The 15,071-nt window shown below is 69.5% G+C and carries 12 protein-coding genes; 5 read left to right on the forward strand and 7 right to left on the reverse strand.

The window, feature by feature from the left end; translation table 11 throughout:
- Positions 1-256: 256 nt before the first annotated feature.
- From QSG27_RS09265 to QSG27_RS09290, 6 genes are all read right to left on the reverse strand, one after another.
- Positions 257-844 (reverse strand): hypothetical protein, encoded by a 588-nt coding sequence (locus QSG27_RS09265; RefSeq protein WP_306705384.1) that lies wholly within the window; start codon positions 842-844, stop codon positions 257-259.
- Positions 845-1,640: 796 nt separating this feature from the next.
- Positions 1,641-4,124 carry a DNA topoisomerase (ATP-hydrolyzing) subunit B gene (gyrB, locus tag QSG27_RS09270; RefSeq protein ID WP_306705385.1) on the reverse strand — a complete coding sequence of 828 codons (2,484 nt, stop codon included), beginning with the start codon at positions 4,122-4,124 and terminating at the stop codon, positions 1,641-1,643.
- 90 nt (positions 4,125-4,214) lie between these two features.
- The gene (gene recF, locus QSG27_RS09275) at positions 4,215-5,423 is read right to left on the reverse strand and encodes a DNA replication/repair protein RecF (RefSeq protein WP_306705386.1); all 1,209 of its coding nucleotides are present in this window, start codon (positions 5,421-5,423) and stop codon (positions 4,215-4,217) included.
- Positions 5,424-5,521: 98 nt separating this feature from the next.
- The gene (gene dnaN / locus QSG27_RS09280; RefSeq protein ID WP_306705388.1) at positions 5,522-6,652 is read right to left on the reverse strand and encodes a DNA polymerase III subunit beta; all 1,131 of its coding nucleotides are present in this window, start codon (positions 6,650-6,652) and stop codon (positions 5,522-5,524) included.
- A gap of 299 nt (positions 6,653-6,951) precedes the next feature.
- On the reverse strand, positions 6,952-7,488 hold the full coding sequence (locus QSG27_RS09285) for an SRPBCC domain-containing protein (protein WP_306705390.1): 537 nt from the start codon (positions 7,486-7,488) through the stop codon (positions 6,952-6,954).
- A 1-nt stretch (position 7,489) separates the two neighbouring features.
- The gene (locus QSG27_RS09290; protein ID WP_306705392.1) at positions 7,490-8,386 is read right to left on the reverse strand and encodes an SDR family oxidoreductase; all 897 of its coding nucleotides are present in this window, start codon (positions 8,384-8,386) and stop codon (positions 7,490-7,492) included.
- Between the two features lie 52 nt (positions 8,387-8,438).
- On the opposite strand from QSG27_RS09290, the gene QSG27_RS09295 reads away from it, so the two are divergent.
- The 4 genes from QSG27_RS09295 (at position 8,439) to QSG27_RS09310 (ending at position 11,870) form a co-directional block, all read left to right on the forward strand.
- A complete protein-coding gene (locus QSG27_RS09295; protein WP_306705394.1) occupies positions 8,439-9,263 on the forward strand; it encodes a tetratricopeptide repeat protein in 825 nt (274 codons plus the stop codon).
- A 134-nt stretch (positions 9,264-9,397) separates the two neighbouring features.
- Positions 9,398-9,697, forward strand: coding sequence for a FeoA family protein (locus tag QSG27_RS09300; RefSeq protein ID WP_306705396.1), 300 nt, complete (start codon positions 9,398-9,400; stop codon positions 9,695-9,697).
- 49 nt (positions 9,698-9,746) lie between these two features.
- Positions 9,747-11,669: a ferrous iron transporter B gene (gene feoB / locus QSG27_RS09305; RefSeq protein ID WP_306705398.1), complete on the forward strand. Its 1,923-nt coding sequence runs from the start codon at positions 9,747-9,749 to the stop codon at positions 11,667-11,669.
- 21 nt (positions 11,670-11,690) lie between these two features.
- Complete coding sequence (locus QSG27_RS09310; protein WP_306705400.1) at positions 11,691-11,870, forward strand: hypothetical protein; 180 nt, start codon at positions 11,691-11,693, stop codon at positions 11,868-11,870.
- Positions 11,871-11,880: 10 nt separating this feature from the next.
- On the opposite strand, the gene QSG27_RS09315 is transcribed toward QSG27_RS09310, so the two are convergent.
- Positions 11,881-13,419, reverse strand: coding sequence for a sensor domain-containing diguanylate cyclase (locus tag QSG27_RS09315; RefSeq protein WP_306705401.1), 1,539 nt, complete (start codon positions 13,417-13,419; stop codon positions 11,881-11,883).
- 414 nt (positions 13,420-13,833) lie between these two features.
- On the opposite strand from QSG27_RS09315, the gene QSG27_RS09320 reads away from it, so the two are divergent.
- Positions 13,834-15,071 (forward strand): hypothetical protein (locus tag QSG27_RS09320; protein WP_306705403.1); only part of this gene is annotated, 1,238 nt, incomplete at its 3' end.

Consider the following 15,071-nt stretch of genomic DNA (forward strand, 5'->3'; position numbering starts at 1 on the left):
GGCGATCTCGGCGTCTGGCAGCCGTTTGTTATCCTTTGTCTCCTCGTCTTGGAAGACGGCGCTCCCGTCGGGCGCCCGCATGACGTACCGATGGCGGCGTCCTTGGATCTCGACGATCTGGCCGACGATGAAAGACAGCTTCGGAACGAATGTGCGTCCCATGTCGTCCTCCCTCAAAAAGAAACGGGAGTGTTTTCGGAGATCGGCTCAACGTTGATCTCGAGGCGGACGCGCTTGCGCAGCGCGGCCGCGTAGATCATCCGTCAAAGCGGCACGAGGCGTTCCAAGGGGTCCAGATGAACCCAGTTCGCTCCTCCGGCGGCTCGACCGATCGTCCGGTCAGCACCTCTTTGGCGTTGTCCAGTCGTGGCTGGAACCTGATCTCGGTCACGGAGACGGTGCCGTAGTGGGTGCCCCGGGCGGTGTAGTACGTGCTCAAGGCGCGGGTGCGCGCGTCCCTTTCTGGCGTGCTCGTGTCGCCGACGATGTCCACCAGGGCCGACCGGACCTGGTGGGCGTCGATCAGTTCGAGTTTGAAATCGACCGTGTGCTGGCGGACACGGTGGCCGATTATGAGCGCGACCGGCTTCTGGTGCCGCTGGTAGGACAGCACGTCGGGATCGACCTCAAGCAGGTGCATGAAGTCACGCTCGGCGTCCCAGCGCCACGGCATGGCGACGCCGTTCTTCAGGCTGGCGACGATGCCTCGGACACTGGTGTTGCGGCGCCGGACTGTCTCGCTGCCATCTTTTGAAGGCGTGGGTGGGCCACCCGCGTCCGATGCGCCTTGGCTCCTGATCCCGAGGGGATCGTCGCCGAGGGGTGAGAAGTCTGGACTGGTCATGCGCGTTCTCCCCAATGGTCAGGGAGGGCCGGACCCAAGGCACAGCCGTCCCCGTCGCCGGAGCGGCGACCCATCTAGGAAGAGGCGCCGCTTTCCGGGCGCAAATCAGGATTATGGTCCCAACCGCCAGGAATAAGTATGGGATTTCATCCTATGTCGGAGGCGTGAGGGTTACGCCCCAGGTTAAGCCTGTCGGGAGCGATGGGCTCCTCCACCGGATAACGGTCTCGGAGGGAGCGCCGGTCTCGCCGCTTCCGTCGACGGGATGCTGCAGCTTGTTCAGAACCCGGGAGACGCTCCGTAACGGGCAATCGTTCTCTGGCTTGTGCAGGCTATCCCGTGTCCTTCCTGTGTGCCCGGGAGAGACGGCAGGGATTGCGGCGGATGATTGACGGCGCTGGCAAACAGAACGATTTCCCACGGCCCCAATCTATCCTTCCCCTTTCCTCGCCCTGGACCTCGAAGGGGCGCGAAAGCAAATGTTGACAACATGCGGGCGACTGCTCCCGCATCGTGGAGGGGCACCATGTTGACACGAAAGGGGAAGCGGATTCGCTCAAGGACAGGCGTCGACAGCGGCCGTCCGCAAAAAAGGGGAGCTTGCCCCCTTAATCGTCAAAACGCGGAATGTTGACAATCAGTTGGGAGGCTGGTGTGGGCGGTTTTGCAAGGACAGATAATAAGACAAAAGTCCTGAACGCTTCCGCCTTGCCGAGAAAAAGAATGAGGCGGGCCGCAACCCGCCTCATTTTCCTTGTCAGAGCCTCGGTTTACGAGTCATCCGACAAAAAAACCATCACACGTCCAGATTCGCGACCTTCAGGGCGTTTTCCTGAATGAACTCGCGGCGCGGTTCCACGATGTCGCCCATCAGGGTGGAGAAGACCTCTTCCGCCTGATCGGCGTGGTTGACCTTCACCTGCAGCAGCGAACGCTTGGCCGGGTCCAGCGTGGTTTCCCAGAGCTGGTCCGGGTTCATCTCACCCAGACCCTTGTAGCGCTGGATCGTCACGCCGCGGCGGCCCAACTCCATCACCGTGTCGAACAGGGCGACCGGGCCGGTCAGGCTGCGGCTCTCCTTCTGCTTCTCGAAGGCGCGGCCCGGCTCGGCGTAGGCGCGCTTCAGGTCCGCCGCGATGGCGTCCAGCTTGCGGGCTTCCGCGCTCTTCAGCAGGTCGGCGTCCAGATGGTGACGGTGGGTCACGCCGCGGCGCGTCCGGACCAGCGCGTAGCCGCCCTGGGCCAGACCCTCGCCGCGCCAGCCGCCTTCCGCGTCCAGCGCGTTCAGCCGGGCGGCCACCGTCTCCGCGGCCTGCTGCGCCAGGGCGGCGTCCTGCGCCAGGGCGACCGACAGGGCACCGCTCACCGCAGCCGATTCCACGACCGACAGGCTGCCGGCCTTGCGGGCCAGCGTCTCGATGTGCAGGCGGGCGTTGCGGGCCTGCTCCACCAGTTCGCGCAGCGGGGCGCCGTTCAACAGGGAGCCGTCGGCGGGCCGCACGGACAGATCGCCCAGCGCCGCCTCGATCAGATACTCCTCCAGCGCCCGGTCGTCCTTCAGGTACCGCTCCTTCGCGTTGCCGCGCTTGATGCGGTAGAGCGGCGGCTGGGCGATGTAGAGATAGCCGCGCTCGATCAGTTCCGGCATCTGCCGGAAGAAGAAGGTCAGCAGGAGCGTGCGGATGTGGCTGCCGTCCACGTCCGCGTCGGTCATGATGATGATCTTGTGATAGCGCGTCTTGTCCGGGTTGAACTCGTCGCGCCCGATGCCGGTGCCCAGCGCGGCGATCAGCGTGCCGATCTCCGCCGAGGACAGCATCTTGTCGAAGCGCGCCCGCTCCACGTTCAGGATCTTGCCGCGCAGCGGCAGGATGGCCTGGAACTGGCGGGACCGGCCCTGCTTGGCCGACCCGCCCGCCGAATCGCCCTCCACGATGAAGAGTTCGGACAGCGCCGGGTCGCGCTCCTGGCAGTCGGCCAGCTTGCCGGGCAGCGACGCGATGTCCAGCGCCCCCTTGCGGCGGGTCAGCTCGCGCGCCTTGCGGGCGGCCTCACGGGCCGCGGCGGCCTCCACCACCTTCTGGACGACGCGCTTGGCGTCCGCCGGATGCTCCTCGAAATACTGGGCGAGGCATTCGCCAACCACCGCCTCGACCACCGGACGGACTTCGGAGGAGACCAGCTTGTCCTTGGTCTGGCTGGAGAATTTCGGGTCGGGCACCTTCACCGACAGCACGCAGGTCAGGCCCTCGCGCGCGTCGTCGCCGGAGAGGTTGACCTTCTCCTTCTTCGCGATGCCCGACTCGTTGGCGTAGTTGTTGATCGCCCGCGTCAGCGCCGCGCGGAAGCCGGCAAGGTGCGTGCCGCCGTCCTTCTGCGGGATGTTGTTGGTGAAGCAGAGCGTCGTCTCGTGGTAGCTGTCGTTCCACTGGAGCGAGCATTCCACGGTGACCACGCCGCCATGCTCGGTCGGGCGCTCCGCCTTGATGGAGATGGCCGGCTTGTGCAGCGGCACCTTGGAACGGTCGAGCCAGTTCACGAAGGCTTCCAGGCCGCCTTCGTAATGCAAGTCCTGCACCTTCGGCTCCACCCCGCGCGCGTCGGTCAGCACCAGACGCACGCCGGAGTTCAGGAAGGCCAGCTCGCGCAGCCGGTGTTCCAGCGTCGCGAAGTCGAATTCGGTGTTGGTGAAGGTGTCCTTGGACGGCAGGAAGGTCACCTCGGTGCCGGTGAGCTGCTTCTGCCCACCCTTGCCGTCGTCCACCATCGGGGCCGGGCCGACGTCGGCCAGACGGGCATCGGCGACGCCATGGCGGAAGAGCATCGACCATTCGCGCCCGTTGCGCCAGATGCGCAGCTCCAGCGTTTCCGACAGGGCGTTCACCACCGACACGCCCACGCCGTGCAGGCCGCCCGACACCTTGTAGGAGTTCTGGTTGAACTTGCCGCCGGCGTGGAGCTGGGTCATCACGACCTCCGCCGCCGACACGCCCTCTTCGGAGTGGATGTCGGTGGGGATGCCGCGGCCGTTGTCGCGCACCGTGACCGACCCATCGGCGTTGAGCTGCACCACGACCGCGTCGCAGTAGCCGGCCAGCGCCTCGTCGATCGCGTTGTCCACGACCTCGTAGACCATGTGGTGCAGGCCAGAGCCATCGTCGGTGTCGCCGATGTACATGCCCGGACGTTTGCGCACGGCGTCCAGCCCGCGCAAGACGGTGATCGATTCCGCGCCGTAATCCTGCTGCGGGAGGTCGTTCTTCAGTGCTTCCTGTGCCATGGTGCGACTATAGCAGACTGCGTTGGGTTTCGGCGGAATACCGTTCTTCGGTATGCGTTTTTCTGGGCTTTACGGCCCGTTCTCCAGGGTCTAGGCCGGGGTCACGGTCGCATCCTCGATGTGGAAGCGTTTGGCGGCGGTGCCCAGCGGGCCGAAGACGGCGTCGTCGGTGCCGGTCATCCAGGCCTGGGCGCCCAGCGCCAGAATCTCGTCGAACAGGGCCTCGCGCCGCTGCGGGTCGAGATGGGCGGCCACCTCGTCCAGCAGCAGCAGCGGGGCGGCCCCGCGCTCCGCCGCCAGAAGCCGGGCGTTGGCCAGCATGATGGCGATCAGCAGCGCCTTCTGCTCCCCGGTGGAGCAGAGCGCCGCCGGCATGTCCTTCTGGGCGTGGCGCACCGACAGGTCGCTCTTGTGCGGCCCCGCCGCGGCGCCGCCGCTCTCCGAATCGGCCCGCCGGCTGTCGCGCAGGGAGCGGCGCAGCGCGTCCTCCGCGGCCAGCGCCGGGCCTTCGTCCAGCCAGCGCTCCACCGTGCCCTGGACCGACAGGCCGGCGCCGGGGAAGGGGCCGACGGCCCGCCCGCAGGCGGCGCACAGCCGCTGCACAACGTCGCGGCGGGCGGCGGCCACGGCGACTCCGGTGGTTGCCATCTGGTCCTCCAGCCCGCTCAGCCAGCCCTCGTCGCCGTTCCAGCCGCGGTGCCCCTCGCGCAGCAGGCGGGCGCGCTCGCGCAGGGCGTGCTCATAGCGGCTGAGCCGCCCGGCGTGGGCAGGATCGAATCCGAAGACCAGACGGTCGAGGAAGCGGCGGCGCCCGCTGGAGCCTTCCAGGAACAGCCGGTCCATCTGCGGGGTCAGCCAGACGACGGCGACATGCTCGGCCAGGACGGTCTGGCCCTTGGCCGGGTGGCCGTCCACCCGGACGACGCGGCGGTCGCGCTCGGCGCCCGACGCCGCCGGGGGGCCGATCTCCCGGCCCGTGCCGATCTCCACGGGGCCGGTGGGGGTGTCGAGAACGGCGGCGACGGCCCAGCCCAGGCCGGGGGAGGTCCCGATCCGCTCCACCTCCGACAGCTTGGCGCCGCGCAGGCCGCGTCCGGGGGCGAGGAAGCTGACGGCCTCCAGAAGGTTGGTCTTGCCCGCACCGTTCGGGCCGGTCAGCACCACCGGGCGGTGGTCGGGCTCCAGGCGCGCGCTGTCATAGCCGCGGAAGCGGGTCAGGGTCAGGCGCGTCACCACCAGGGCGGCGGGGGTGTCCGCCGCGAGGGCGGAGGGGGAAAAAGTCTGTCTGGCGTCGAGCAAAGCGTCCGATCCGGAATGCGGGGACCGCGCCACCGCAACCCACGAAAGACGGGGTCCAGGGGGCGCCGGCCCAAAGAGCGCCGGTCCGTCCGGACCGGTCACACACGCATCGGCATCAACACGTAAAGGGCCGTGGGGTCGGCAACGTCGCGCACGATGGTCGGCGAGGCGGCGTCGGCCAGCGAGAAGCGCGCGCCCTCGCCCTCGATCTGCTGCGTGATATCAAGCAGATAGCGAGAGTTGAAGCCGATTTCCAGGGGGCCTTCCTGGTAATTGACCTCCAGCTCCTCGGTGGCGCTGCCGGCCTCGGGGCTGGTGGCGGACAGGGTCAGCGTGCCGCGGGTCAGCGACAGCTTCACCGCCCGGCTCTTCTCGGTGGAGATGGTGGCGACGCGGTCCACGGCGGCGGCGAACAGCTTGGCGTCCACCTCCATGGTCTTGTCGTTGCCGACCGGGATCACCCGCTCATAGTCCGGGAAGGTGCCGTCGATCAGCTTGGAGGTCACCACCACCGAATCGAAGGCGAAGCGGATCTTGTTGTCCGACAGCGACAGCTCGATGCGGTCGGCGGCCTCGTCGATCAGCTTGCGGATCTCGTTCACCGTCTTGCGCGGCACGATCACGCCGGGGATGCCGGCGGCTCCCTCCGGCAGCGGCATCTCGACCCGCGCCAGACGGTGGCCGTCGGTCGCCACGGCGCGCAGCACCGGCAGTTCGGACCCGCCCGTCTTGGCCTTGGCCGCGTGCAGGTAGATGCCGTTCAGATAATAGCGCGTCTCTTCCGTGGAGATGGCGAAGCGGGTGCGGTCCACCAGCGCCCGCAGGTCGCCCGCCGCCAGATCGAAGCGGTGCGGCAGGTCGCCGCCGGACAGCTGCGGGAAATCGTCCACCGGCAGGCAGGACAGCTTGAACTGCGACCGGCCCGCGCGCAGCGTCAGGATCGTGCCGTCGCCGCCGATGTCCAGCTCCACCTGGCTGCCGTCGGGCAGCTTGCGCACGATGTCGTACAGCGTGTGGGCCGGGGCGGTGGTGCCGCCCGCACGGGTCACCGTGGCCGGGACCGTCTCCACGATCTCCAGGTCCATGTCGGTGGCGGCCAGCGACAGCTCGCCGTCGCTCGCCCGCAACAGCACGTTGGACAGGATGGGAATGGTGTTCCTGCGCTCCACCACGCTCTGCACATGACCCAGGGACCGGAGAAGGGCGGCGCGTTCGATGATGATGTTCATGCTGGTCGTCGTCTCGGCAGGTCGTGTTTTCTTGCGATTCGCAGGTGTACCCATGCCGGTCCGGCCGCAGTCCAACGGGCCGGAACGGGGGCGCATGATACCACAACGTCGGTTTTGCCGAACCAAATTCGTTCGGGAGGGTGTGGCGGTCTCCGGAAAGGACGATTCCGGCCCGTCCGGAGGTCCGTGATGCTCCCGCGGGGCACCCCGCCGTAGGGGGGGCTGCGGCGGAAGCGGTGCGGGCGCCGATTCGGCTGGCGGCGACTCTGGCGTTGCCGGAGACGGCCGAACGGTGCGGATCAGTGCTTCTTGCGGGCTTCGGCGCGCTGCTTCAACGCTTCGTTCATCGCTTCGAATCCTTTGCGGACGGCGTCGAACGATGACGCGGGCATCATGTGGGGAAGCAGGCCGGTGAACCGCTCCGAATGATGGAAGCGGACGCCGGCGGCAACGGGCTCGATGCGGAAAATGTGCTCGCCGTCGAACAGTCCGGGAAGGATCAGGCGGCCCCTCCACCGCAGTTGGCGCTCGGGGTCGGCGACAAGGACCCGGGGGCGAAAGGCCATGCCCTTCTGCCCGTGCGGCACGACGCGAATGGTCAGGCGTTCACCGGCCCCGGCGATCCCCTCGATGTTCACGATGAACGGGTTCCAGCTTGGGTATGCGGCGAAATCGGTAAGGACGCCCCACACGACGGCAGGGCTGGCGTCGATCCCGATGATGGTGTCGATCTGCATCATGGGCCGGTTATGCCGCAACGCAAAACCGGATGCCAGCCTGAGCGTGAGCATCCCGCACCGAACGGCATGGCCGGGAATGCCGCTGAACGGGGACACGTCACCCCCTCCCGCCCTCCGCCGCGGACTCCGCCGCGAATTGGGCGTCCAGACCTGCGCGGTAGTCGGGGTAGGCCAACTCCACGCCGAGCTGGCGCTTGATGCGGTCGTTCTTCACCCGGCGGCAGTCGGCGTAGAAGCTGGCGGCCATCGGCGAGAGCCCGGCCTCTTCGAAGGGCAGCAGGGGCGGCGGCTCCACCCCCAGAAGGCCGCAGGCGTAGCTCACCACCTCGTGCGAGGGGGTCGGCAGATCGTCGGCGACGTTGTAGACGGCCCCCAGCGTCGGCTTGTCCATCGAGGCGCGGAGCGTCGCCGCGATGTCCTCCACATGGATGCGGCTGAAGACCTGCCCGGGCTTGTCCACCCGCCGGGCGGTTCCGTCGCGCACGTTGTCCAGCGCGCTGCGCCCCGGTCCGTAGATGCCGGCCAGCCGGAAGACATGCACCGGCACGCCGTACTGCCGGTACAGGTTCAGCCACCCGCGCTCCGCTTCGACGCGGCGCTTCTGCCGCTCGCCGGTGGGGCGCAGCCACGCCGCCTCGCCCACCCATTCGCCCTTGGTGTCGCCGTAGACCCCGGTGGTGGAGAGGTAGCCGGCCCAGTCGAGCGTCCGCAGGTCCGCCAGATCCATGGCGTGCTGGTCCAGCACCGGGTCGCCCCGCTCGTCGGGCGGGACGCTGACCAGCAGGTGGGTGGTGCCGGCCAGCGCGGCGCGGGCGTCCTCCAGCGGGCGGCCCCGGTCGAACAGGAACGCCTCGATTCCCTGCGCCTCCAGGGCGGCGCGCTTGTCCTCGCCGCGGCAGGTGGCGGCGATCCGCCAGCCCTCGGCCCTCAGCCGGTCGGCGAAAACGCGGGCGGTGAAGCCCAGGCCGAAGACGAACAGACGGGGTGAAGCCATGTCTTGCGGGGTCCTTGCGTCGGAAGCGGCAATGACGGAGTGTAAGGCCGCCATGAACCGACGCAACGCTTACCACATCACGGCCGTGCTGGCGCTCCTGTCCGCCGGTCTGGCCTTCTCCGTTCCGGCTTCCGCGGCTCCCGCCGTCGACCACAACCGGGAGTTCCAGGCCTGCCTGACGCTGGCCGAGAAGCGCCCCGCCGAGGCGCTGGAAAGCGCCCAGACCTGGCTGAACCGCGGCGGCGGCGACCATGCCCGGCTGTGCCAGGCGCTGGCGCTGTTCCACAAGGGCGACTTCACCACCGCCGGGGCGCGGCTGGAGGAACTGGCCCCCGTGCTGGGCAAGGACGACCCGAAGGCGGCGGCCTCGATCCTGGGGCGGGCCGGCTGGGCGTGGCTGCGCGCCGGGGACAACGCGCGGGCGGAGCGGGCCTATAGCCGCGCGCTGGCGCTTCAGCCGGACGACGTGGACCTGCTGATCGACCGCGCCATCGCGCGGGCCGAGACGGAGCGTTTCTGGGACGCCGTCGCCGACCTGGACGCGGCGCTGGCGAGGGACCCGCGGCGGCCCGAGGCCTATCTCTACCGCGCCGCCGCCCACAAGGCGCTGGCCAACGACCGGCAGGCCGTCGCCGACATCGACCGCGCGCTGGAGCTGCGGCCCGGCGATCCGGACGCCCTGCTGCTGCGCGGCAACATCAAGGCGCAGGCCGGCAATCTGGCCGGCGCGCGCGAGGATTGGGGGCAGATCGTCCGCAACGCGCCGGACAGCGGGGCGGCGAAGACGGCGCAAGCCAATCTCGACCGCTCCGCCCGCGCACCCGCTCCCGCACCCAAAGGTGAAGCGAAGGGCGCCGCCGCTCCCGCAAAACCTTAATCGCGGTGGGGGCGATACGCTAATTTTACAAGGCTCCTGCGACATTTGGCCGGCTGGACGGATGCGAACGCTTCGCAGGATCATCCGCGGCGAAGAGGGGCGGAACGCGCCCCCCGGTGCGATCAGGTGCAGCCATGAGCGGTCAGTCCTTCCCTGAAACAGGCCAGCGCCCCGGCGGACGGCATTTGGGCGAGTTGAGGAAGGGCCAGCGCGCCCGCGTGACCGGGGTCGACGAGACGGCGGTCGTCACCTCCCTTCCCGAAGGGGAACTGGAACGCCGCATGATCGAGATGGGGCTGGTCGAGGGCTCCCACGTCGAGGTTCTGCACGAGGCCTTCCCGGGCCGCGACCCCATCGCCATCCGCGTGAACGAACACACGCTGGCGCTCCGCCGTGCGGAGGCGCGGGCCGTGCTGGTGGCGCCCGCCGCCTGACGCGCGGCGCCCCCGTTCCAAAACGACTCCTTATCCAAGGACATCGGCCATGTCGGTGATGACATCCGCCGCCGTGCCGCCGCGCATCGCGCTGGTCGGCAACCCGAACTGCGGCAAGACCGCCCTGTTCAACGCGCTGACCGGGTCGCGCCAGAAGGTGGCGAACTATCCCGGCGTCACGGTGGAACGGAAGATCGGGCATTTCGTCAGCCCGCTGGGCCGCCGCGTTCAGGTGATCGACCTGCCGGGCACCTACAGCCTGCGCGCCCGCTCGCCCGACGAGGAGGTGACCCGCGACGTGGTGCTGGGCCGCTTCGCGCACGAGGAGAGCCCCGACCTGCTGGTCTGCGTCGCCGACGCCACCAACCTGCGCCTGAACCTGCGGCTGGTGGTGGAGCTGAAGCGGCTGGGGCTTCCGATCATCCTGGCGCTGAACATGATGGACGCGGCGGAGAAGCGCGGCTGCCGGATCGACGCGGCGGCGCTGTCCGCGGCGCTCGGCGTGCCGGTGGTGCCCACCGTCGCCATCCGCCGCGGCGGCGTCCAGCCGCTGCTGGACCAGATCGACGGGGCCGTCGCATTGGCGGCGGCGGCGGACGCCGCGGAAAGCCCCGCCCCCTGCTGCTCCCCCTGCGGCTCCCCCAACGGCTGGAGCGAGCCGTCCTCGCGGGAACTGCGCGCCTATCACCAGGAGGTCGAGGGGCTGCTGGCCCGCTGCGTGACCGACGCCGGCCTGCCGCCCGTGGCGACCCGGCGGGTGGACGCCGTGCTGCTGCACCCGGTGTTCGGGCTGGCCTTCCTGTTCCTGGTGCTGTTCCTGATGTTCCAGGCGGTGTTCGCCTGGGCCGAGGCGCCGATGAACCTGATCGACGGCGCGGTCAGCGGGCTGAAGGACTGGGTGGCCGCCACCCTGCCGGACGGCGCGCTGCGCAGCCTGCTGACCGACGGGATCATCGCCGGGGTGGGCAGCGTGGTCATCTTCCTGCCGCAGATCCTGGTGCTGTTCTTCTTCATCCTGGTGCTGGAGGCCACCGGCTATCTGGCCCGCGCCGCCTTCCTGCTGGACCGGCTGATGGGCGGGGTGGGGCTGCACGGGCGGGCCTTCATCCCGCTGCTGTCCAGCTTCGCCTGCGCGGTGCCCGGCGTCATGGCGGCGCGCACCATCGAGAACCGGGCCGACCGGCTGGCCACCATCATGATCGCCCCGCTGATGACCTGCTCCGCCCGGCTGCCGGTCTACACGCTGCTGATCGCGGCCTTCGTGCCGGACCGTCCGGTGCTGGGCGGTCTGGTCGGGCTGCCGGGGCTGGTGATGTTCGCGCTCTATGCCGCGGGCATCCTGTCGGCGCTGGCCGTCGCCTTCGTGCTGAAGGGCACGGTGTTCAAGGGCGCGCGGGAACCGCTGCTGATGGAGCTTCCGGCCTACCGCCTGCCCAACCCGCGCGACATCGCGCTGGGCCTGTTCGAGCGGGCCAGGATCTTCCTGGCGCGGGCCGGCACCACGATCTTCGCGCTGATGATCGTCATGTGGTTCCTGGCCAGCGTCCCCGGCGCGCCGGAGGGGGCGAGCGAGCCGGCCATCCAGTATTCCATCGCCGGCATGATCGGCCATGCGCTGGAACCGCTGCTGGCGCCCATCGGCTTCACTTGGCAGATCGCCGTGGCCCTGGTGCCGGGCATCGCGGCGCGCGAGGTTGCGGTGGGCGTGCTGGGCACCATCTACGCGCTGAGCGACAGCGGGGACGCGCTGCAATCGTCGCTGGCCGGGGCGCTGGCCGCCTCCTGGGGGCTGCCGACCGCCCTGTCGCTGCTCGCCTGGTACGTCTTCGCCCCGCAGTGCATCGCCACCCTGACGGTGGTGAAGCGGGAAACCAACGGCTGGTTCTGGCCGGCGGTGATGTTCGCCTACATGATCGCGCTGGCTTATGGCGCGAGTTTCGTCACCTACCGCGTCGCCTCGGCGTTGCTGTAACGGAAGGGGGAGGGCCGGGCCATGTGGCAGGATCTGGTGGTCGCGGTGGTGGTGGCGCTGGCCGCGGGCTGGACGGTGTGGCGCCTGATCCTTCCGGCCCGGCTGCGCGCCCGCCTGCTGGGCCGCGCGGCGCCGGGGTCCCACGGCTGCGGCGGGGGGTGCAAGGGATGCGGTCCGTCCGGCGGCTCAAGCTGCCATTGAGCGGGCCGGCTTACAGGGCCGCCGCGCGGGTGGTGCCTTTCTTCACGGCGTACATGGCCTGGTCGGCGTGCGCGATCAACTGCTGGGCATCGCACCCGTCCTGCGGATAGACCGCGACGCCGATCGACAGGGCCAGCGGCAGCCGCAGCCCGTCGATCAGGATGGGCTCCGCCAGCGCCGCCCGGCACTTGTCGGCGACGGTTTCCGCCCCGGCGCGGGTCACGTCCACCTCCAGGATGATGGCGAACTCGTCGCCGCCGATGCGGGCGATCAGGTCGGACTTGCGCAGCAGGCCGGACAGGCGGCGCGCCACCACGCGCAGCACCTCGTCGCCCTGGCTGTGGCCGTGGGTGTCGTTGATCGGCTTGAAGCCGTCCAGATCGATGTAGAGCAGGGCGAACAGGGTGCCGCCGCGCGCCGCGCGGTCGATGGCCTGTTGCAGCCGCTCGTGGAACATGGCGCGGTTCGGCAGGCCGGTCAGAGGGTCGTGGTGGGCCATATGGGCCATGCGCGCCTCGCTCGCCCGAAGCGCCGCCTCCTGCTCCCGCAGCTTGCCCAGCAGATAGTTGAAGCCCTGCGCCAGCTCCCCGACCTCGTCCATGCGGTGGACCGGCAGGGGCGCCAGCTCCACATGCCCGTCGGCCATCTGGTGCATCCGCCGCGCCGCGTCGGTCAGCGGGCGGAAGAAGCGGCGCATGCCGATGAAGAGCACCGTCGTGGCGACTGTGGCGATCAGCAGGCTGTTGGAGGCGATGAAGGTCCGGAGATCCCGCACCCCTTCGAACGCTTCCGCCGTGGGCAGCCGGGCGACCAGGAACCAGCCCGGCGTCGGAACCGTCACCATGGCCGACAGCTCCTCGACCCCCGCCGCGTTCACGGTGACGCCGGTGCCCCGGTAGCCGGCCATGGCCCGGTCGTGCAGCGGATTCACCCCGTCCGGCGGGGTGGCGGTCAGGATCATCTCGTGGTCGCTGGCCGACACGAACAGCCGGTCACGGGGGGAAACCAGCAGGAAGCCGCCGCTGCGCCCGATGCGGTTTCCCTGGACCAGATTGAGGAAGCCGGGCGACGACAGGGCGGTGGCCCCGGCCAGGACCGCGGCCGGCGTTCCGGCGGAATCGGTGACGGCCATCGCCATGACCACCATCGGTTCCCCGTCGATGGCGGCGCGGGTGGGCCGCCCGATCACCGGCCCACGGGTTTCCAGCGCCGCCCGGAGCCAGTCGCGGTCCGAAACGTCGAAACCCGGCGACCGGGCCCGTTCCGGATGTTCGGCGACGATCCCGCGGCCGTCCGGACGGACGAGGATCATCCCGCGCGAAAACAGGGGCGCGATCTCCTGGTGCTTCCTCAGCCAGTCCTGCAGCGCCGCGGGATCGTCGAGCGTCGCCGGCGGAAGACTGCCGGCGGCGTGGCGCAGGAGATCGAGCCGCGCCTTGATCTTTTCGTCAATATCGTGGGCGACGTAGGAAGCAATCGAAAGTTGCTGGGCTGACGTCAGCTCGTTGATCTTGTCCTCCAGGAAGGATGACAGGACCCAAATGCGCACGCAGGCGCCAATCAAGACCAGGGCTAGTCCAAACAGCATAAGACGGACGATAACACTGCGGCTCTGCCGACGCAGTTCATCAGCCACGGCGACGAGCATCCGCAAGCTCTACTCCTCCAAGAAACCGCTGTCTTTATTTCCCAGATGGATAGGCTCCGTGCCCACCGTGGGCCGAAGATAAACGATGGCTGTCCCGTCCGGAAGATGCAAAGGACGCCGCCGTTCCGTCGAAAGATCCGGAACTGATTGAAAAGATGAAATATTTCCACCGTTGGGTGACGAAATTCCTGGACGCTCGCGTGTCCGCTGAATTGACGGCGGCGCCCTGCGCTTCTAGAAGGGAGCCTGAGCGGCGTCCAGGTTGCCGCCGGTCTCTCCGCCCCTTCGCCCCCTTTCCCGATCCGGAGCGCCGTCATGCCGATCGACTCCAGCCACGCCTCCAGCCTCCTTGCAGCGGTTGCGGCGCGCCTGTGCGGGCCCGCGGGCACCGGGGAGGATCTGAAGGCCATCACCGAAGCTTGCGAACAGGCACGGGCCGCCGGGCTGGGCGCCGACCCGGCGCTGGTGGCCGCGCTGGAGGCGGCGGCGGCCGGGGCCGACCCGATCCTTCGGGAATCCGCGCTGGCCCACGTCTCCGGCGACCTGCGGCGCTTCGCCCGCATCCTGGACATGGTGGAAAACGTGCTGGATCTGGCGCCGCTGGACGGCATCAACCAGATCTACTGGTCCATGCAGCGCCAGTTGTTCCTGACGCGCATGGACGCGGCGACCATGCCGGACTTCTTCACCGCCCGCCTCTTCCCCTTCTACGAACGCTTCCTGGGCGAGGCGGCGCGGCGCCTCGGCCTGCGCCCCGCACCGCGGCCCGCCGGGGCGCCGGACACCGGGCGGGTGGTGATGGTCACGAACCAGCTCCTGTCGGCCTATCACCAGCCCTCGCGTGACCTGCTGCGGCAGGCGGCGCTGCTGCAGGGCGGCGCCGGGCGGGAGGTGCTGATCCTCAACACCAACATGATGCCGGACCGCTACCACAGCCCCTTCGTGCCGCCCTTCGCCGCGGCCATCGAGGCGCAGTTGAACGGGGAACAGCGCATCGCCTTCGAGGACCAGAGCTTCCGCCTGCTCTCCTCGGTCGAGCCGGGGCTGGCGGCGGGCAAGCTGAAGGGCTTCCTGGAGGCGGTGGAGGCGTTCGATCCGGACGTGGTGATCGGCTTCGGCGGTTCGGTGCTGCTGGCCGACCTGCTGGGGGCGGCGCGCCCGCTGCTCTGCATCCCGACGACCACGGGCACGCCGGTTTCGCTGGCGGACATCGCGCTGGACTTCGGCGGCACCACGCCGCCTCCGGAAGGGGGGCGTTTCGCCCGCGCGTGGCGGCCTTTCCGCCTGGGGCTGTCGCTGCGCCGGGACGAGGGCGCGCCACCCGCCTCCCCCGCGGATTTCGGCATTCCCGGCGACGCCTTCCCCTGCGTGGTGATCGGCAACCGGCTGGACGCGGAGGTCGGGGCGGAGTTCCTGGCCCTCCTGGAGCGGCTGCTCGACGCCGCCCCGCGCGCGGTGGTGCTGTTCGCCGGGGACGCCGGGGCGCTGCCCGGACGGCTCGCCGCCTCCCGCCACGCCGGACGGCTGCGCAGCCTGGGCTGGGTGGAGCGGAT

This window comes from Azospirillum isscasi, assembly GCF_030849505.1.
In the GTDB taxonomy this organism is placed as follows: domain Bacteria; phylum Pseudomonadota; class Alphaproteobacteria; order Azospirillales; family Azospirillaceae; genus Azospirillum; species Azospirillum isscasi.

Bases quoted from the DNA above. Each gene is read 5' to 3' on its own strand.
- QSG27_RS09265 (WP_306705384.1), bottom strand. From the start codon at position 844: ATGACCAGTCCAGACTTCTCACCCCTCGGCGACGATCCCCTCGGGATC.
- gyrB (WP_306705385.1), bottom strand. From the start codon at position 4,124: ATGGCACAGGAAGCACTGAAGAACGACCTCCCGCAGCAGGATTACGGC.
- dnaN (WP_306705388.1), bottom strand. From the start codon at position 6,652: ATGAACATCATCATCGAACGCGCCGCCCTTCTCCGGTCCCTGGGTCAT.
- QSG27_RS09290 (WP_306705392.1), bottom strand. From the start codon at position 8,386: ATGGCTTCACCCCGTCTGTTCGTCTTCGGCCTGGGCTTCACCGCCCGC.
- QSG27_RS09295 (WP_306705394.1), top strand. From the start codon at position 8,439: ATGAACCGACGCAACGCTTACCACATCACGGCCGTGCTGGCGCTCCTG.
- QSG27_RS09300 (WP_306705396.1), top strand. From the start codon at position 9,398: ATGAGCGGTCAGTCCTTCCCTGAAACAGGCCAGCGCCCCGGCGGACGG.
- feoB (WP_306705398.1), top strand. From the start codon at position 9,747: ATGTCGGTGATGACATCCGCCGCCGTGCCGCCGCGCATCGCGCTGGTC.
- QSG27_RS09310 (WP_306705400.1), top strand. From the start codon at position 11,691: ATGTGGCAGGATCTGGTGGTCGCGGTGGTGGTGGCGCTGGCCGCGGGC.